Origin of the sequence: Halodesulfovibrio sp. MK-HDV (assembly GCF_009914765.1) — a bacterium.
GTDB lineage: Bacteria > Desulfobacterota > Desulfovibrionia > Desulfovibrionales > Desulfovibrionaceae > Halodesulfovibrio.
Genome location: NZ_WYDS01000017.1, coordinates 36,392 through 54,861 on the forward strand (window position 1 = coordinate 36,392; position 18,470 = coordinate 54,861).

Consider the following 18,470-nt stretch of genomic DNA (forward strand, 5'->3'; position numbering starts at 1 on the left):
CCCAGTATTTAAGAACGAAGCCCAGAAGTCTACTTTTTGTTCTCTAAGAATGCAAGAAGAGCATTGCCGCACAATCTTCGGGTAGAACTTTCACCCTTAAATCGTTACTCGCCCATTTTTTCGATATCTTCTTCGGCAGGCTTTGCGCACTTTATAGCCCGGCTTCGCGTAGGGGATACAAGGCGTTTAAACACGAACATTTCAACATCCTTACCAACCAGATTTTCAATAGGAATCTCCGCACGGGCTAGCGCCTTATGGCCTCCGGCAGAACCTACATCGTTAAACTGGCAATAAGCAAAATGCCCTAAATCGCGGTTAACACCATCACCACGGAAGATAATGACAGCCTTGTCCTGATACACACCGCACACAGCAACCCAACGCATTTCGTGCACACGCATGAAGAAATCTGCAATCACAACAAGTGCGTCAGGATTATCTACCATGCCCACGAACGCGTACCGGCCGGAACCTACCTTATGTATCCCTGTGATTGCACGGGAGAAATACTCCAGCCAATCAGAGTGCATTTCACTTCGCGCAATACGGGAAAGCAGCGGGTGGTTTGCAAATTTGCTCAAGACTTTAAACGCGCGGATATCAACCTCGTTGAAACTGCGCTCAAAATCGTTTGTATCAGTCTTGATACCGTACATAAGTGCTGTTGCCAGCATTTTACCCGGACGGATGGTCATCTGATACAAATATTCTGTCAGAATGGTGCTATTGGAACCATAATTCGGAAGAATTTCTTTAAACTCTGCTTCCACTGGAAAATCATCATTCAGCGGGTGATGGTCGATGACGATTGAATAATCCAATTCAGCGAACAATGGATGGTGATGCGGCTGAGAATCTACAATCGCAAACCTGTCATATTGGGCGGAAACCTGAGGCGTTAATTTCACCATAGGAATGCGGAGTAAACGAGCCATGGCAAGGTTATCCGGACGCGTAATTTCGTTTACACGGGCAATGTCTACATCTGCAACTCTGTGGCTCATAATGCGTTTGAGCGCGAGAGCAGAGCCCATCGCATCAGGGTCGGCATTAATAGTAATCAGCCAACGTTCATTGCGAGAGAACATTCCCAGCAGTTTATCAATCTGTGGTTTTACATTACGAAAATACGACATGTTACGCCTTTTTTACATAGAGCGGGATACCCGCGATCATGAGACAGACTTCATCACTTACAGCTGCAACAGCCTGATTAAGTGCACCTAATCTGCGAATGAATTGTCGAACCTGAGAACTTGCCGCAATGGGCCCCAGTCCTGCCTCACATGAAACTATTGTAACCTGAGTCTCGTCAGGAACCAATGAGAGGCTGTGCAAAAAAGCATCTTGTGCCTGCTGCCATTGGTCACCACATGCAAAGACCCAAAAATCAAGACTGTCGATTAGAATAGACTCATAATTCAGTATGGACTTTTCTAACAGTTGGGGCAATTCAATTCCCGTTTCCTTTACTGGAATTTCCGGAACTCTGGCTAGTCTGTGATCCAAAATTTGTTGCCCGAACGAAAAGTCCTGCGACTGCCCCGTTGCAAGCAAAACTGAAGAACCCGTTCCTTCGTACAACCGCTGCAAGCCAAAGTCTGACTTGCCGGACTTGTCTCCCCCAAGAATAAGTCGGATCATTCTATTGTCCTTCCATCAAAAGCAATTCCTCAACAACCGGAATAGTTGTTTCAATATGCTTCCAGTTAAACAGCTCGTAAACCAGTGTGCAATCTTCTCCGCAAGCCTGAAGCACCTTACGTGCTACCCCTCTTCCGGCTTCATCCAAATGCACTAAACTGACATGCTTACTTCGCCCCTTAGCCGTTCCAATATCCGCAGGTGCATTTATGTGAACCATGCGAAGTCGATCAAAAATATCAGTACGATCAAGAAGTGCATCATGCCCGTATGCAATGATATGCCCTATGTCAATGCACACACCCAACCCCAAATCTTCTATCACTGGAGCAAGGTCAATCAAATCTGCGCCTTCAATATTCTCAATTAGTAAATCATTACAGTCAAATCCATGACTACACCACGCGCGAGTAACCACTGTTAACAACTGCTGAGTCGCTTCCACAGAAAATGCATTTTTTCCCGTAGTCACTGGAGGATGCAACACTGCCTGACGGACTCCAAGAAAACGAACCTTGTCCATCAAACCCAACACAATCCGAGCCGCTTCGTCAGCATCATCCCAAGGCAAATCCAGTGGCAAATGCACGTGGTACGTCAAATCAAGCTCCGCCAGTTCGCGCGGCAAATCTGATTCGTCATACGCAAGGCAGGATTCTGATTCAAAAAAGAGCAGCGCAACCTCGTCGACTTTGCCTTCAAGGAAGACACAGTTTTCATACACGCTACCTGCCATCACCCACGACGGTGCAGCTGTTTTCATCATACGCGCCTCCGGCGTAGTTGCCTCCGGCGGGCAAGGGCGCTGCCCCCACAAGGGACTGGCATCCGTAGCACTCGTTCCTCGTGAACGGCTACTGGCGCAAGCACCCGCAAGGGGGGAATCCCCCTTGACCCCGTTTAGGCGAGTTTTCTTATCTATAAAATTTAGTTTTCGGCTTGAGAATAGTATCTACCGTTGATGATCATCCGACAAGTATGACTAAAAACTTGGTTTGGAGCTTGAAAATTAATTCTGACACAACACACTCTAGATCTCTCACGAATACGACCTCTATTCCTTCCGCAAACGATTCGTTATCCCTTAACTTGGAAATACGTCCCATCGTTTACGGGCAATAACTACCCAGCACGTCACGCCGGTCAAGGGGGGCTCCCCCTTGCGGGGTGGAGGGGCAGCGCCCTTTCCCGTCGGAGACACAAAAAACTCTAGCGCCGCAGGCAACAAACCCAACACAAAAGCGCCGCAGGCAAAAGGCACACAAACTCAAAATTAAAATTAAAAATTAAAAAGCGCCTTACAACAAGGTAAGCTGAGTTTCTTTGTGTTTCTTTTTGGCTTTCAGCGCGGAATGCATAAGCCGATCCTCCGGTAAATCTGCAAGGAATCGCGACGGCGCGAGATGTACAGTACGCCCGTAAATCATACGTGTTGTTGAATGACTCAGGAACAGGAGTTGCTCTGCGCGCGTTATTGCCACGTAAAGCAGTCGTCGTTCTTCGTCGACATCAAAATGATCAGGCGCACCGCTGGTTGTGCCTGTGAGGGTGCTCATGCCTGAATACGGCACGATGCCATCCTCAAGCGCTGGCAGGAACACGGCTTTGAACTCCAGTCCTTTTGATGCGTGCATGGACATTATCTGCACTTTCTCGCTTTTCTGACGCACAAGATCGAGTTCTGTCTGTAGGTTGATCCAGTTGAGCAACCCTGCCCAGCCTTTGTGCTCCTTGTAGTTGTGTACAAGCTGTTTAAAGGCTGTAGATTTCCAGAACAGGCGATCGAATGGAAGAATGTCTTCCATGTACACAGCAATGCCTTGAGGCCCTTTTGCAAGCACTTTGTCAGGGCATGTTATCTGCTCTTCGCCTTCTTTGCTGGAAATACCGACAAAACGACCTGCTGCCGCGAGAATGATCTCTACACGAGGGTCTACCCAGAATGCTTCCTGTTCGGGTACGGAGCATGGGATACCAAGCCTGTTGAGTGTCTGGCTGATTACAGGAATGAGAGCTTTGAATCGAACGAGAACAGCTATATCTCCTGGAGACAGTTCGCCACCAAGAAGCCGCTCTTGCCTGTTATCTTGCAAAGAATGACTTGTTTGACCTAGGAGTCCACGGACTTGTTCTGCAATCCATGAAGCCTCTGCCTCGGAAGTCGGCGCTTCAAACATGCGCACTTCTGCTTCCACGGTTTTTTTGGCTTCGATAGCTTGTGCCTCACGAGCGGGCTCCATGAGCGCGCTTGCGTAGTCTACAATCTGTTGCGAGGAACGATAATTTTCAGAAAGTTGAATAGTATTCAGCGACGGAAGCTCTTGAGCTAAAAACTCTTTAACGCCACCGTGCGCCCCTCTGAATCCATAAATAGATTGATCCGGATCACCGATGCCGAAAAACCCCTGACCATTCTGATCATCCTGCGACACAAGCTCCCGTACGACTGCTAATTGCAGCGGGGATAAATCTTGAATTTCGTCAACGAGTACATGTGTCCATGGACGCACAAAAACGTTGTTACGTAAGGATTCAAGCCAGAATTCAAGAAGATCTGTATAGTCTGAAAGATTCCAAGAATTTTTAAGCCCGCAATAATTATCGTATGCAGGCTGCTGTTCAGCTGGGCATGGATCCATGCGTTCACGGCAAAGTGAGATGACTTCCCACGCCTTTTTGCACTGCTGCTTGCTTGCTTCAGCATTGGCTTCTGCAAATACCCGCTTGGAACTTTCCTCGGAAAGCAACGTAGGGGCATCTGAATATGAATTTTGCCAATACTCGAACGCAAGACCATGCAGAGTATCTGCACGCGGTATGGATAATTTGTTCTGAACGGAATCAGCAAGGCGCGTTGTAAGCTCTTGCGCGGCACGACGGGTAAAAGTTAACGCAAGCACTTGGCGCGCTTTGACTCCGGAGCCGAGCAAATGCTCAATGCGACCAATAAGGGTACGAGTCTTCCCCGTTCCCGGCCCCGCCATAACGAGCACAGGATCGGGTGCTGAAAAAATCGCCTTTTGCTGTGCATCATTGTACTCGATGCGCTCCGGCTCATCCTGACGTTGTTGAACGGCTGCTTCAAAAATCGGGGTAATAGAAGCTTTTTCTTCCGGTGTCAGCCCGCTCACTTTTTCCGGTACATCAATAAGCGATTTTCCGTGCTTAAACTCGTTACGCTCCTTTTGAGAGAACACACGAACCACACCGTATTCGCCATCAAACCCCGGCTGGCGCAGAACTTCACCTTTGCGCATTCTTCCGACAGCTTCAGCAAGAATAGGGTGCACCTTCTTAATGTCCTCTTCAGGAACATCACGAAGAATATTCATTTCTGAACCAAGCTTCTGGATCGCTTCAGCATACAAGGTCATAACTTTTTTTGTCTTAGGCCCTACGCCCAGCACTTCACCCATCATTTCCGGCAATGGAATTAACGAACTGAAATCACCAGCCTTGGATGGCTGTTTCGGCGTGTCTCTGTCTGCAAGAGAAAGTATCCTGTGCAAAACGCCCACGGTTAACGGCTTGCCGCATACAGGGCAGATTCCGTCACGGGTCAACGTTTCGCGTGGCTCCATGACAACATTGCATTTGCGATGACCATCTAAGTGGTATTTTCCCTCTTCCGGAAAAAATTCCATGGTGCCAAGAAACTTGTGCCCAAGTCCTTCGCCGCGCAAGCTGCGGTACATACCCTCAAAAGATATGTCGCCTGCAAACAGGTTACATTCTCGGGCGAGTTTGTCACCGGAATGAGCATCAGAGTTCGACACAAGAGCAAACCTATCAAGTGCACTCCACAGCCAGTTCATTTCAGGGTCAGAAGAAAGGCCTGTTTCGAGTGCAAAAATTTCTGAGGCGTAATCGCCGTAACACTCTTCTACTGTGTCGAAGCCAGATTTTGAGCCGAAAAGGGAGAACCACGGCGTCCAGATGTGAGCAGGAATAAGGAAGGCTAACGGATGGGTTTCGAGCACGAGGTCGAGAATGTCGCGTGAATCCATACCAAGGATAGGGCGGCCATCGGAAGTAATATTGCCGATTTCGCCAAGGCGTTTGCTAAATTTTCGAGCAGCTTCAAACGTAGGCATATACACAAGGTTATGGACTTTACGAACCTTGCCGCCACGCTTGTAGATTGAACTAATTTCTCCCTGCAACGTGAACAGAGCACGACCGTTCATAGAGGTTTCTTCAAAACGAGGAATCTCTTTGCCAAGGTCTGTCGTGTCTTTCAGCCGAAACAGTCCGCTCTGGCTGTCTTCAACAAGTTGATCTTCTAACTCGTCCAGCCATTCAGGATGTGTGCAATCACCAGTTCCAAGGACATCTAGCCCCTTCACTTCCGCCCATGCTGCCAAATGGCGCGGCGTAAGCTTTTTACTGGTTGCGCGAGAGAATCGGGAATGAATATGCAAATCGGCGCGAAACTGTTTCATGGAGCAACTATCCTAGCTTTAAGCCGTTGACTGCGAACCGCAGACAGGAAAATGAACCCTTCCGTTCCATACCTGTACCAGAGGAATACTCCCTAGACAATTGCGCAACCTACTCGTTTTTCAATGACTCTAACTCTTCATTTTATGCCTGTATTTAGATAGCGAAGCATTTGCCTCCGGCGGCCAGAGAACCCTTTTGTAAAAGGGCTTCTCTGGACTCTCCTAAAACTTTTATTAGCGAGGTTAGCCTGTTTTTTACTCAACCTCGCGGCTTATATACTACTACCTTTCAATTAATAAAAAAGGGCTGTCCTTCGTATGAAGGACAGCCCTTTTGCTATTTAAATCAGTGGAATAAAGCCGCGTGAAAAATATATCTACGGGCGTTCTTCGCATAATAAAAGTTTTTGGAACGGCCTTTGACCGTTAACGAATCTTTGAGTTTTACGGACGAAGAGAGTGAAACGGTCTGGGGGAGAACCTTGTTTCAACAAGGTTTCCCCCAGCCGTCGGAGACAATATTAAAAGGCGTCGCAGACCAGCCAGAGGCTCGTCGAAGACAAAAGCCTTAAATTACAGTTTGCCTAAGAAATCTTTAAGACGCGGATGCTTAGGATTAGAGAAGAACTCGTCTGGAGCTTCTTCTTCCTGAATCACACCATCGGCGATAAAGATTACGCGATCGGCAACTTCACGAGCGAAGCCCATTTCGTGGGTTACTACCACCATGGTCATGCCTTCGTCGGCGAGTTTTTTCATTACGTCGAGAACTTCACCAACGAGCTCTGGGTCGAGTGCGGAGGTTGGTTCATCGAAGAGAATAACTTTCGGGCTCATCGCCAGAGAGCGTGCGATTGCCACGCGCTGTTTCTGACCACCGGAAAGCTGATCCGGGTAGGCTGTTGCTTTATCCGGAAGACCTACTTTATCGAGCAGGCTCAGTGCAATTTTATCCGCTTCTGCTTTGTCCATTTTACGAACTTTAATAAGTCCGATGGTAATGTTCTGCAGAACAGACAGGTGCGGGAACAGGTTAAACTGCTGGAACACCATACCTGCTTCGGAGCGGACGTAGTTAATATCAGTTTCTTTTGCATAGAGGTCAAAGCCGTCTACAACGATAGAACCTGAGGTAATTTCTTCGAGACGGTTGATGCAGCGCAGAACTGTTGATTTACCGGAACCGGAAGGTCCGAGAATTACAACAACTTCGCCCTGTTTCACGCTAAGGTCTACGCCTTTAATAACTTCTATATCACCGTAACTTTTATATAAGTTACGGATTTCAATCATGCTTGATGTATCACTCATAGAATGCTCCTAGCGGCTACCGCGTGCCATCAATTTTTTTTCATACCAGCGTAGGGCTTTCGCAATGGAAAGGGTCATACACAGGTAAACGATCGCTACAGTCAGGTACACTTCAAAAGAACGGAAGTTAACCGCAACAATCTCCTGACCGGAACGGGTAAGCTCTGCTACACCGATAACTGTAAGGAGTGAGGTATCTTTAAGCGAAATGATGAACTGGTTACCCAGTGGTGGAATCATACGACGGAATGCCTGAGGCCAAATGATAGAAAGCATGGTCTGGTTATGGGTAAGCCCGATAGAGCGACCTGCTTCAAACTGCCCTGCATCAATAGACTGCACTGCGCCACGTACGATTTCAGCGATATATGCACCGGAGTTAACAGCAATGGTGATAACACCTGCTGTAATAGGATTAATACGAACTCCGGAAATGAGTGGTACACCAAAATACAGAAACAGAGCCTGTACAATCATCGGGGTACCACGAATAATTTCTATATAAATGCTCGAAAGGGAGCGAGTGAATCTATTCTGAGAAAGACGACCTAAGCCTGAAACTGTGCCGATGATAAAACCGAACACAAGGCCAAGGAAAGTGATGTAAATAGTCAGTTCAACCCCTTCTGTAAGAAGCGGAAGAGTTTCTAACATCACTGATGGTTTAAACTGAAATGCCATAGAGAGTATCTGCCTTTAGGTACTTTTGCCAAAAAAACTCGGCGAATAAAATATACATAGGGATGGCACAACACCATCCCTATGTTTTAGGTACTATGAAAAAAGTGGGGAGCTGCTATTTAGCAGGTGCGTAGCCGAACCATTTGATGAACAGTTCGTTGTAGGTACCGTCTGCTTTAATTTCTTTAAGCGCTTTGTTAACGCCGGAAACGAGCTTGGAATCTTTAGGGAATGCAATGCCGTAAGCCTGACCCTGATATACAGGACCAACTACTTTAACCATGCCCTGTCCTGCTTTAGCTTCAAAATCTTTAACAACTGGCATATCGAAGATAACTGCGTCGGCACCGCCGGTCATCAGTTCCATGAACATGTTGTCGTTGTTAGGGAAGAGTTTGATGTTCTTCTTAGGTACGTACTGCTGAGCAAGGTCAACAGAAGAAGTAGCAAGCTTGGTAGCAACAATCTTGTCTTTCAGATCTTTGATAGTCTTGATGTCGTTGTTATCAGAACGAACAAGAATAACGAGACCGGAATCATAGTAGCCGTCGGAGAAGTCAACAACTTCTGCACGGGAAGGTTTAATGGTGATGCCTGCAACAGCGGCATCGATAGAACCAGCCTGAAGGCCAGGAATAATACCGTTAAAATCCATTGGCTGGAATTCGTAATCAAGGTCCATACGCTTCGCAACTTCTTTCCACATGTCGATATCAAAACCAACAAATTCGCCATTCTGTTTGAATTCAAAAGGCTTAAAGTTGGTATCATGTGCAACAACCAATTTCTCAGCAAATGCTGCAGAAGATAAAGAAATAACAAGCAAAGCTGTCAATATAGCGATAAGACGTTTCATAAATGAACCCTCCAAAAAATGATTACGATAACTACTGAGTAAAATTCCTACTATTTCGTTTTTCCATTAAACCGAAGTTTAACGAAAATGTGTTCTCAAACCGAGAGAGTATTAGCAGATGGAATAAAAAAAATCAAACGAGCTACTTTTTTTTTGCGTTTTTGTCAATTGTAAATTTAATTTTACAACTGGCAACATTTCGATCCAATAAATCCAAGGTACTAACTCGATCATTGTAAACACATGTATCTGCCCTTTTTTAACAAAAATGTTAGCTAAATGATAGGGATAAAAAAAATCCGACCCCTTATCAAGAGGCCGGATGTCAAAAACTGTACGTAGTTAGCCGTAAATTTACAGTACGTCTTCAGGTGAAACGGAGAACATCTCGAAAGCTTCGCCCACAGCAGGACAAGTTATTTTCCCTTTGTATGTGTTCAGCCCCAGTGCGAGAGCACGGTCTGCACGCAAAGCATCAAGCCCTTTGTTCGCAAGTTGAATAGCATATGGCAATGTCTGGTTGCTAAGAGCAAAGGTAGAAGTACGAGGCACAGCACCCGGCATGTTTGTAACACCGTAGTGAACAACGCCGTGGAGATTAAATACAGGATCTTCATGAGTGGTTGGCTTAATGGTTTCACAGCAACCGCCCTGATCAATAGCAACGTCTACAATGACTGCGCCTTCCTGCATGGTTTCAACCATCTCTTCTGTTACCAGACTTGGAGCTTTTGCACCTGGAATAAGAACAGCACCGACGACAAGGTCAGCTTTTGCAACCCATTCACGAATATTCGGCTCAGTAGATGTAATAGTGCGGATACGGTTGCCGAACACGTCATCAAGGTACTGAAGACGCTGATGGCTGACATCAAGAATGGTTACATCGGCACCAAAGCCAATAGCCATTTTTGCAGCGTTGGTACCAACAATACCACCGCCAACAACGGTAACGCAGCCCGGTGCAACACCAGGGGTTCCGCCAAGTAAGACACCACGTCCACCGTTTGCTTTTTTAAGAAAATTTGCACCTTCCTGTGTTGCCATACGCCCGGCAACTTCGGACATAGGCATCAAGAGCGGCAGGCAGCCATTTGCAAGCTGCACAGTTTCATATGCTACAGCGGTTGTGCCACCCTCAAGAAGGGCAGTTGTCAAATCACGTTCAGCAGCAAGGTGGAGGTATGTGAATAGAAGCAGACCGTCGCGAAGGTACTGGTACTCAGAGGCTACAGGTTCTTTCACCTTAATAACCATTTCTGCGCCCCAAGCCTCTTCTGCGGTAACCATGGTTGCACCGGCAGCAATAAATTCATCGTCAAATAATCCGCTTCCGCGACCTGCGTCTGTTTCCACAAGCACAGTATGACCTTGACGAACAAGTGTTGCTGCGCCGCCCGGAGTAAGAGCTACTCGATTTTCCAGAGTTTTAATCTCTTTAGGTACACCAATAATCATGACTTTCTCCTTGCAACATCCAGAGGCTTTGATCTTGCTACGCAGCGACGTATTACGATGCTAGCCCTGACTGTAAACATTGAAACTGTGGTATAAATTCACGTTTGTAACGTGCGTCATTTGGGTTACCAATTCCTGTACAACTGCCACAGGTTTGCGACAAGAGAAAAACAACTTTTATTCGTAAAACACCCTAAATTTACTGACCTTTGCGAAAACACATACATGTATTGCAAAAACGCAACATGAATATTCTTTTCATGTTATTTTAAAGTGTTATTGAGTGCACAAACAACTCAGAGTATCGATGGTTTCGAGCTTCATGAAAATCCACAAAAGTGCTTAAACGATCAACCATGTTGCAACCTTGCGACAGTTGAACATATTAAATAAAATATTTATTTTTGTTGATCAAATTGGCAGTTTTTTCTTTAAAAGTGCATGATAACACCATTTAACACCCTAATTACATACTGTTTTTTACTATCTGAAACAAATGACGTATATAAATAGGACATAGGGCGCACGCCAAAGCAATATTGTAACAGACCATAACAACCTGTTATGTAATACACAGTGCGGATGCCCCGACACATACGGGGAGTTTTCCCATTATTTATCCTGAGGGAATACCATGACCTTTTTGATCATTCTTATTCTTTTTTTCATCATCGGCACTTGGGGGCTTGAAACGTGGGCGAGCAAGCTGAACCTACAGTCTCTGGAGCAACCTATTCCCGCTGCATTTGAACATGCAGTGAACACACAGAAATATGAAAAATCTCAAGCGTACACTCGCCGAAACGAGAAACTTTCGTTTATCTCCGGTTTTGTTAACGTCGTCGCCGTAGTGCTCTGCATGATGCTGGGCATTTTCAATATCTTTAATGAATGGGCAACAGCCCTTGCTACTGGACAAATTGTGCAGGGATTAGCATTTCTGGGCATTGTCTCTGTCGCCTCCATGTTTCTTTCACTTCCGTTTTCCATCTACAAAACATTTGTGATTGAAGAAGAATACGGATTCAACCGCACCACGCCAAAGCTCTTCATTGCAGACCGTTTTAAAGGCATTCTGCTGGCCGTTGTTCTCGGTGCACCACTTGCTGCGGGTATTATCTGGTTTTTCCAGACATTTTCCACATTCGGCTGGCTCATCGCTTGGGGATTCTCCACAGCATTCATGTTTGCGGTGCAGTACGTTGCGCCAATCTGGATTATGCCGCTGTTTAATAAATTTACTCCGCTGGAAGACGGAGATTTGCGACAGGCAATTGAAGATTTTGCACAAAAAAACGGATTTAATATTTCCGGCATCTATATAATAGATGGTTCCAAGCGCTCCAACAAAGCAAACGCCTTCTTCACAGGGTTCGGCAAGCAGAAACGTATTGCGCTGTTCGATACGCTTGTAAAATCCATGAGCACGGAAGAAATCGTCGGAGTTCTTGCCCACGAGATCGGCCATTGCAAGCTGAACCACATTAAACGTATGTTTCTTACCAGTATTGTGACAACAGGAATTACATTCTTCTGCCTGTCTTTGGTGCTTGGGTACGAGCCTCTGTATGCAGCATTTCACGTTGAGCACATGACGATTGCGGTCGGAATGGTACTTTTCAACTTCCTCTACACACCGCTTTCTCTTCTTATGACGATTTTTGCTTCGCATCAGTCCCGTAAGTATGAATTTGAAGCTGATGCGTTTGCAGCCAGAACAACCGGAAATCCTTCTGCACTGTCGGGTGCGCTCATTAAACTTTCTGTTAACAGCCTTTCAAACCTGACACCGCACCCTGCATACGTATTCCTGCACTACTCGCACCCGCCTGTTGTTGCACGACTTGACGCACTGGAAAAAGTGGCAACATAATTCTCTACCAAGGCATAAAAAACACCCGAAAGAAGACTCCGGTCATACAAATTCTTCAGTAACACCGCTGATAGCTTTCACTCTTTCATATAATACTCGCAAAATAGCGGCACGGTTTAATTAACCGTGCCGCTATTTTTTATTTCTGCACAATTTCTACACAATTCATGTTGTAAGAATCGTGTTTTATTTTGAACAATTAAAAGAACGTATTGTCTTTCTCTGCACTATTTTCCAAATATTTTTTTATGCATTACTCATCGCCGCAAAAAGCAAAGCACGCATTCATTTTTCATAATCCCACCTTCACGGAACTCCACCGATGCTTTTCATAGTGACAGCGCTAAACATACAGCAGCACGTACTACAAACGCTTTCCGCGTAATTATCTAAAAATAAAACTTATTTTTTACTTTTTTTGTAATTTTGCATTGACCTTCCCCCTAGGGGCATAGGTTAGGTTCACGTAAATTTGATTAAATTCGTAATCACAAGTCCCCGAAATCAAGTCTACTTACTGACGCCCCGCACTAAGTTGTGAGCATGTGGCAAATTGTCTGCTTCTGCACGCTTCTGAGTCAGTAAATAAGCACTGATATGTTGGCAGGTAAATCAATCACGTTTACGACTGTAACTTGTAATGGAGAAATGTATGAATTTGTTTCGATGTAGTAAAAAGGTAGCTTGTACTTTTGTAGTGCTTGCAACCGCCCTGCTTATGGCTTCCAGCGTTTTCGCAGCCGCTCCTAAATATGTCTTCTATTTCATCGGAGATGGCATGGGACCTGCGCAGCGCCAGTCTGCTCAGTATTTCTACAAGATTGAGACTCAGAACCCGGCTGCTAAACTGGTTATGAACTCTTTCCCTGTTTCTGCTCTGATTACTACCCACTCTGACAACACCATGATTACAGACTCCGCAGCTGGCGGCACCGCTTTAGCTACCGGTTTTAAAACTACCAACGGTGCAGTTTCTAAACTTCCTGACGGTACCAGCGTTAAAACCATTGCAGAAGCAGCACGTGACGCTGGCTACGCAATTGGTATTGCAACTACTACCCGCATCACCCACGCTACTCCTGCAGCTTTTTCTGCTCACAACATGAGCCGTGGTAATGAAAACGAGATTGCTATCGACCAGCTCGGTACCAACTTCGATTACTTTGCAGGTGGCGGTTTCCGTCACTTTGTTGCTAAAGGCAATGCTGAAGGTCTGAAGTCAAAACGTAAAGACAAACGCGATCTCGTCGCTGAATTCAAAGCTAAAGGCTACACTACTTTCATCGGTGACAAAGCACGCGACACCTTCCGTGCATACCAGCCGAAGAAAGGCGACAAAGTGCTCGCACCTCTCGCATACAGCGCTCTGGGCATGGAAATCGATCGTCGCAACAGCTCTAAAAAAGTAAACGCAATGCCTTCACTTTCTGAATTAACAGAAAAAGGTATCGAAGTTCTGGAAGCACAGGACAAACCATTCTTCATGATGGTTGAAGGCGGCCGTATTGACTACGCTGCTCACTGTAACGATGCTTCAGGCACCATCTACGACACTCTTGCTCTCGATGATGCTATTGCCAAGGCTTTTGCTTTCTACAAAAAACATCCTGAAGAAACTCTGATCATTGTTGCTGCTGACCACGAAACTGGTGGTATGGCTATGGGTATCAGCCTTGACTCTAAAGGCTACTTCCTCAAGCTGAACGAACTCATGAAAGTAAAAGTTTCCATCGAAGACACCCTTGCATACATTTACCCTGCAATGGTCAAAGAATTCCCGCAGGCTGCAAAACGCCATCAGGAATACCTCAAATATGTTAGCGAAAACTGCGGCTTAACTGATCTGAACAAACGCGAACTCAAAAAACTTGAGTCTGCAATGGACATCGAAGACCGCAACCAGAAACTCAGCGCAGCAGAGCAGACCACTTACGGTTATGCATACACTCCAACTATGATCGCAGTTGCGCACCTCGTTTCCGAACGCGCACGCATCAGCTGGACATCATACGTCCATACATCCAGCGTAATCGCGTTGTCTGCAATTGGCGTTCAAGCAGAAAACTTCGGTGGTTTCAAAGATAACACCGATATTCCTCGTACCATCGCGAACGCAATCGGTGCGGAGCTTTCTTCCTTCAAACTGGAATCCTCCAAAGCATTGCTTGGTTACACTTCCGGCCCTAACGAAAAATACTCCAAAATCCCTTACGGTCACACTGAGAACGTAGCGGGTAAAAACTAAGCTGAAAAAAACACGTTGAAACAAGTCTGTGAAGTGCGCCTATAGCCGTTAGAGCGCATCGTACGACACCGATTTGTCGTCAATCTATGGAGAGCAGGTTCGCCTGCTCTCCACTTTATATGCTGGAGAGGTGCCATGTCGAAGCTAAAACTAGCGGTAGAAACAATACTCATTTTAGGGATTGCCTTTCTCCTCTTCTTCACCGGTCATAACTGGATGAAAGCAGAGATCTCCGACAACGTGCATGAACTCTCTGGAACAGTTATTTCGGTAGACAACAGCGAAATAATACAAGCTGGAGCCGGTGCTGTAGGGATTCAAACAGCGCTCGTTGTGTTGGGTGAAGGGAAATGGAAGGGTGAGCAAGTTTCGGCAATCAATCATCTGAATGGTCAATTGGATATGGATGAAATATATTCCGCCGGTGACAAAATTTTACTCGCCATCCAGATAGACAACCAGCAAGTCACCTACGCCAAAGCAATCAACAAGTACCGCCAGAACTGGGAACTTGCCCTCTTTGCCCTCTTTGCTGTTGCACTCGTACTGTATTCACAGTTTATCGGTCTCAAGGCGCTATTTTCGTTCGTGGCGTCACTGGGGCTACTCTGGTGCTACTACATACCGAACCTATTAAACGGTGCAGATCCGCTTCCGCTAAGTTTAAGCGTTCTAGTCCTGCTCTCAATGGTCATCATCCTCACAGTTGCAGGAGTAACCCGCCACGGCATTGCAGCCTTTCTCGGCACTGTGAGCGGACTTGGCGTAACACTCGGACTGACACTCTTTTTCGGTGAAAAACTTCATCTCGGCGGCATGACCGCGCCATTCGCACAAACATTACTTATGCAGGGCAACTTCGGTCTTAATCTACAGCATATTTTCTATTCAGCCGTCCTACTCGGTGCATCCGGTGCAGCCATGGATATTGCCATGGACGTCAGTGTTTCCATGAACGAAATCAAGATCAAACGTCCAGATATTGAAATGCGCGACCTCATTCAGTCCGGTTTCAACGTCGGGCGTATGGTCATCGGAACCATGGCAACAACACTGCTACTTGCCTACTCCGGCGGCTACCTGACCATGCTCATGGTGTTTGTTTCGCAAGGAACAAGCTTTACCCGCATAGTAAACATGAAGCTGGTCGCGGCAGAAATTTTTAGAATCCTCATAGGAAGCATCGGGCTGCTCATGGTCGCACCAGTAACGGCGATTATCGCTGGCATACTACTAAGCGTCTATGCAGAAGAAAAACAACTTAGCAAAGGCGACGAGTTGTCTCCGACGGGCAGGCGGGTTTCACCCCCTGCACCCCCACAAGGGGACGCGTCCCCTTGACCCCTATTAGGGTTCTTTTCTCTTTCATTATCTCAAAAATTTTTCTTTCAATAAAAACTTATCCCCACCCTTAACAGAGGTTAAGGGGAGATATCCCCTTACGGGGGGTGTAGGGGGCAGAGCCCGCCTACTCGCCGAAGGCAAAAAAAACACCCACTGCGCGGAATACATAAATAAGAAAAGGCCGGAACTTAGTTCCGGCCTTTTTTGTTTGTAAATCAAAATGACAGATAATCAATCATTCGTAAAAAAATTGAAATATATCATTTTAACGATTAAGCAATGAATTCGGATCATCAACAACGGTTTTTCCGATAGGTGCAAGGCAAATTACTGCAAGCTTGAGATGCTGGAAGCCGAACGGAATGCCAATTATGGTAATAAAGTTGAGCAGTGCGAAAAACAGATGCCCAAGTGCAAGCCAGAGGCCGCCGAAAATGAACCAGATAATGTTACCTATCAGCCCTAAACAGCCAGTTCCAATGTCGTGCTCACCGGTAACATCTACTCTGTTCACAACGTCTTTTCCGAATGGCCACAAGGTAAACATCCCGATCACAAAACAGGAACGCGCCCAGGGAATGCCGACAATGGAAATAATCATGATTAGTCCGGCAATAAACCATCCCAAAGCCATTCCCACTCCTCCAAGAAACAACCAGAGGACGTTCATAATAATTTTTAGCATTGTATTTCTCTATTTTTTATTGATTCCGCCCTATAACAGAGCGACTTGTTTCACAAATTTGTCACTGTCTAATAGTAAAAACTGGAACTTTTTATATTAAATACGAATCAAGATAAAAAGCAAGTTTGTCCAGTTTACTCTATTTTTGGCCTTTGTATTCCAACAATACAAAAAAAAGTGCAGTATGGCGCCACTATTCTGTACATGAATTTAACTTTGTTTTTTGCTGCATATTATTGCAGCGCTAAGGAGTCCGACAATGGATATTCTCGACCTTATTAAAAGCAGAGATCCTAATGAGCGTGAATTTCATCAAGCGGTGACTGAAGTTGTAGATTCTATCAAGCCTGTCCTTGATCGTAACCCACATTACCGCAGCGCGAATATTCTTGAACGTATTGTTGAACCTGAACGCGTTATTATGTTCCGTGTTCCTTGGGTTGACGATGATAGTATCGTTCGGGTTAACCGCGGGTTCCGTATTGAAATGAACAGTGCCATCGGCCCGTACAAGGGCGGTTTACGGTTTCACCCTTCCGTAAACCTCGGCATTCTCAAGTTTCTCGCTTTTGAACAAGTTTTTAAAAACGCACTTACTAGCCTTCCTATGGGCGGCGGTAAAGGTGGTTCCGACTTTGACCCTAAAGGCAAAAGCAACATGGAGATCATGCGTTTTTGCCAGAGCTTTATGACAGAGCTCTCCCGTCATATAGGCCCTAATACCGACGTACCAGCAGGTGATATCGGCGTAGGCGCTCGCGAAATCGGCTTCATGTTTGGCCAGTACAAACGTATCCGTAACGAGTTTACCGGCGTATTAACCGGTAAAGGTCTGGACTGGGGCGGAAGCCTTGTTCGTCCGGAGGCAACAGGCTACGGCGCAGTTTACTTTGCGGCTGAAATGCTTGCTGTTGACGGTCGTACCCTTAAAGACACACGCAGCCTTGTTTCCGGTTCCGGTAACGTTGCGCAGTACTCAATGGAAAAACTCATTGAGCTTGGCAGCATTCCTGTAACTTTCTCTGATTCCTCAGGCTACATTTATGATGAAAAAGGCGTGGATAAAGAAAAACTCGCATTCATCAAAGAACTCAAAAACGTACGTTTCGGCCGCGTAAGCGAATACGCTGAAGAATACCCTGAAGCAGTGTACGTACCTGTTGATCCTACAGCAGACTACAACCCGCTTTGGGACCACAAAGCAGATTGCGCATTCCCTTGTGCTACACAGAACGAAATTAACGCAACAGATGCTGCTAATCTGGTAGCCAACGGCGTTAATGTTGTTTCTGAAGGTGCAAACATGCCAACTATGCCTGAAGGTATTGAGCTCTTTATTGCAGAAAAAATTATGTACGGCCCGGGTAAAGCAGCAAACGCAGGTGGCGTATCTGTTTCCGGTCTTGAAATGTCTCAGAACTCCATGCGCCTTAGCTGGAGCCGTGAAGAAGTGGATGATCGTCTCCGTATGATCATGAAAAACATCCACAAACGTTGTCTGGATACCGCTGAATACTACGGCACCCCTCGTAACTACGTGAACGGTGCAAACATTGCCGGCTTTACCAAAGTTGCAGACGCCATGATCGATCAGGGTGTTGTGTAGCATAATACAGACAATTCCGTGCCATGTGCGCGTGATATATAGATTCATAATGGGCATACATGATTTCATGTATGCCCTTTTTTTGTATCAATCGAAGGCTGTTACACTCGCCAGCTCCTGAGCAGGTTCATTCTTCAACCAAGCGATACGCCCTTTCACTGCTGTCATTCATTGCTCTAAGAGCTTGCAGGTGCTACAGATTAAAGGACGATGCCTCTTTTTCGATGCAGCAGCGCAGTATAACACGGCACTACTCTTTATTCATGTAGCGCCCAAATAGATACCGTGCTGGCACTGCCTGAGGTTCGTTCTTCTCACAGAA

General features: G+C 46.0%; 13 protein-coding genes. 4 read left to right on the forward strand and 9 right to left on the reverse strand.

Annotation, left to right across the window (positions count from 1 at the left end):
* Positions 1-104: 104 nt before the first annotated feature.
* The 8 genes from MKHDV_RS13570 to ald all read right to left on the reverse strand — a co-directional run bounded on the left by MKHDV_RS13570 (position 105) and on the right by ald (position 10,395).
* Positions 105-1,139: a bifunctional oligoribonuclease/PAP phosphatase NrnA gene (locus tag MKHDV_RS13570; RefSeq protein WP_160716186.1), complete on the reverse strand. Its 1,035-nt coding sequence runs from the start codon at positions 1,137-1,139 to the stop codon at positions 105-107.
* 1 nt (position 1,140) lies between these two features.
* Complete coding sequence (locus MKHDV_RS13575; protein WP_160716188.1) at positions 1,141-1,647, reverse strand: bifunctional adenosylcobinamide kinase/adenosylcobinamide-phosphate guanylyltransferase; 507 nt, start codon at positions 1,645-1,647, stop codon at positions 1,141-1,143.
* Between the two features lies 1 nt (position 1,648).
* On the reverse strand, positions 1,649-2,413 hold the full coding sequence (gene cbiR, locus MKHDV_RS13580; protein WP_160716190.1) for a cobamide remodeling phosphodiesterase CbiR: 765 nt from the start codon (positions 2,411-2,413) through the stop codon (positions 1,649-1,651).
* Positions 2,414-2,945: 532 nt separating this feature from the next.
* A complete protein-coding gene (locus tag MKHDV_RS13585) occupies positions 2,946-6,089 on the reverse strand; it encodes a UvrD-helicase domain-containing protein (protein ID WP_160716192.1) in 3,144 nt (1,047 codons plus the stop codon).
* Positions 6,090-6,662: 573 nt separating this feature from the next.
* Positions 6,663-7,400 (reverse strand): amino acid ABC transporter ATP-binding protein, encoded by a 738-nt coding sequence (locus MKHDV_RS13590; protein ID WP_305794753.1) that lies wholly within the window; start codon positions 7,398-7,400, stop codon positions 6,663-6,665.
* Between the two features lie 9 nt (positions 7,401-7,409).
* A complete protein-coding gene (locus MKHDV_RS13595; protein WP_160716194.1) occupies positions 7,410-8,081 on the reverse strand; it encodes an amino acid ABC transporter permease in 672 nt (223 codons plus the stop codon).
* A 115-nt stretch (positions 8,082-8,196) separates the two neighbouring features.
* Positions 8,197-8,937, reverse strand: a complete 741-nt coding sequence (gene glnH, locus MKHDV_RS13600) for a glutamine ABC transporter substrate-binding protein GlnH (RefSeq protein ID WP_160716196.1) — start codon at positions 8,935-8,937, stop codon at positions 8,197-8,199.
* 354 nt (positions 8,938-9,291) lie between these two features.
* Positions 9,292-10,395, reverse strand: coding sequence for an alanine dehydrogenase (gene ald / locus MKHDV_RS13605; protein ID WP_160716198.1), 1,104 nt, complete (start codon positions 10,393-10,395; stop codon positions 9,292-9,294).
* Between the two features lie 634 nt (positions 10,396-11,029).
* Between ald and MKHDV_RS13610 the strand changes: the two genes are divergently transcribed.
* From MKHDV_RS13610 to MKHDV_RS13620, 3 genes are all read left to right on the forward strand, one after another.
* The gene (locus MKHDV_RS13610) at positions 11,030-12,268 is read left to right on the forward strand and encodes a M48 family metallopeptidase (RefSeq protein ID WP_160716200.1); all 1,239 of its coding nucleotides are present in this window, start codon (positions 11,030-11,032) and stop codon (positions 12,266-12,268) included.
* A gap of 652 nt (positions 12,269-12,920) precedes the next feature.
* The gene (locus MKHDV_RS13615; protein ID WP_160716202.1) at positions 12,921-14,513 is read left to right on the forward strand and encodes an alkaline phosphatase; all 1,593 of its coding nucleotides are present in this window, start codon (positions 12,921-12,923) and stop codon (positions 14,511-14,513) included.
* Positions 14,514-14,648: 135 nt separating this feature from the next.
* Positions 14,649-15,854 (forward strand): YibE/F family protein, encoded by a 1,206-nt coding sequence (locus MKHDV_RS13620; RefSeq protein WP_160716204.1) that lies wholly within the window; start codon positions 14,649-14,651, stop codon positions 15,852-15,854.
* Between the two features lie 268 nt (positions 15,855-16,122).
* Here MKHDV_RS13620 and MKHDV_RS13625 read toward each other — a convergent pair whose 3' ends face one another.
* A complete protein-coding gene (locus MKHDV_RS13625; protein ID WP_160716206.1) occupies positions 16,123-16,542 on the reverse strand; it encodes a YccF domain-containing protein in 420 nt (139 codons plus the stop codon).
* 259 nt (positions 16,543-16,801) lie between these two features.
* On the opposite strand from MKHDV_RS13625, the gene gdhA reads away from it, so the two are divergent.
* On the forward strand, positions 16,802-18,148 hold the full coding sequence (gene gdhA / locus MKHDV_RS13630; RefSeq protein ID WP_160716208.1) for an NADP-specific glutamate dehydrogenase: 1,347 nt from the start codon (positions 16,802-16,804) through the stop codon (positions 18,146-18,148).
* Positions 18,149-18,470 lie beyond the last annotated feature (322 nt).

Coding starts and splice junctions, on each gene's coding strand:
- MKHDV_RS13570 (WP_160716186.1), bottom strand. CDS start 1,139: ATGTCGTATTTTCGTAATGTAAAACCACAGATTGATAAACTGCTGGGA.
- MKHDV_RS13575 (WP_160716188.1), bottom strand. CDS start 1,647: ATGATCCGACTTATTCTTGGGGGAGACAAGTCCGGCAAGTCAGACTTT.
- cbiR (WP_160716190.1), bottom strand. CDS start 2,413: ATGATGAAAACAGCTGCACCGTCGTGGGTGATGGCAGGTAGCGTGTAT.
- MKHDV_RS13585 (WP_160716192.1), bottom strand. CDS start 6,089: ATGAAACAGTTTCGCGCCGATTTGCATATTCATTCCCGATTCTCTCGC.
- MKHDV_RS13590 (WP_305794753.1), bottom strand. CDS start 7,400: ATGAGTGATACATCAAGCATGATTGAAATCCGTAACTTATATAAAAGT.
- MKHDV_RS13595 (WP_160716194.1), bottom strand. CDS start 8,081: ATGGCATTTCAGTTTAAACCATCAGTGATGTTAGAAACTCTTCCGCTT.
- glnH (WP_160716196.1), bottom strand. CDS start 8,937: ATGAAACGTCTTATCGCTATATTGACAGCTTTGCTTGTTATTTCTTTA.
- ald (WP_160716198.1), bottom strand. CDS start 10,395: ATGATTATTGGTGTACCTAAAGAGATTAAAACTCTGGAAAATCGAGTA.
- MKHDV_RS13610 (WP_160716200.1), top strand. CDS start 11,030: ATGACCTTTTTGATCATTCTTATTCTTTTTTTCATCATCGGCACTTGG.
- MKHDV_RS13615 (WP_160716202.1), top strand. CDS start 12,921: ATGAATTTGTTTCGATGTAGTAAAAAGGTAGCTTGTACTTTTGTAGTG.
- MKHDV_RS13620 (WP_160716204.1), top strand. CDS start 14,649: ATGTCGAAGCTAAAACTAGCGGTAGAAACAATACTCATTTTAGGGATT.
- MKHDV_RS13625 (WP_160716206.1), bottom strand. CDS start 16,542: ATGCTAAAAATTATTATGAACGTCCTCTGGTTGTTTCTTGGAGGAGTG.
- gdhA (WP_160716208.1), top strand. CDS start 16,802: ATGGATATTCTCGACCTTATTAAAAGCAGAGATCCTAATGAGCGTGAA.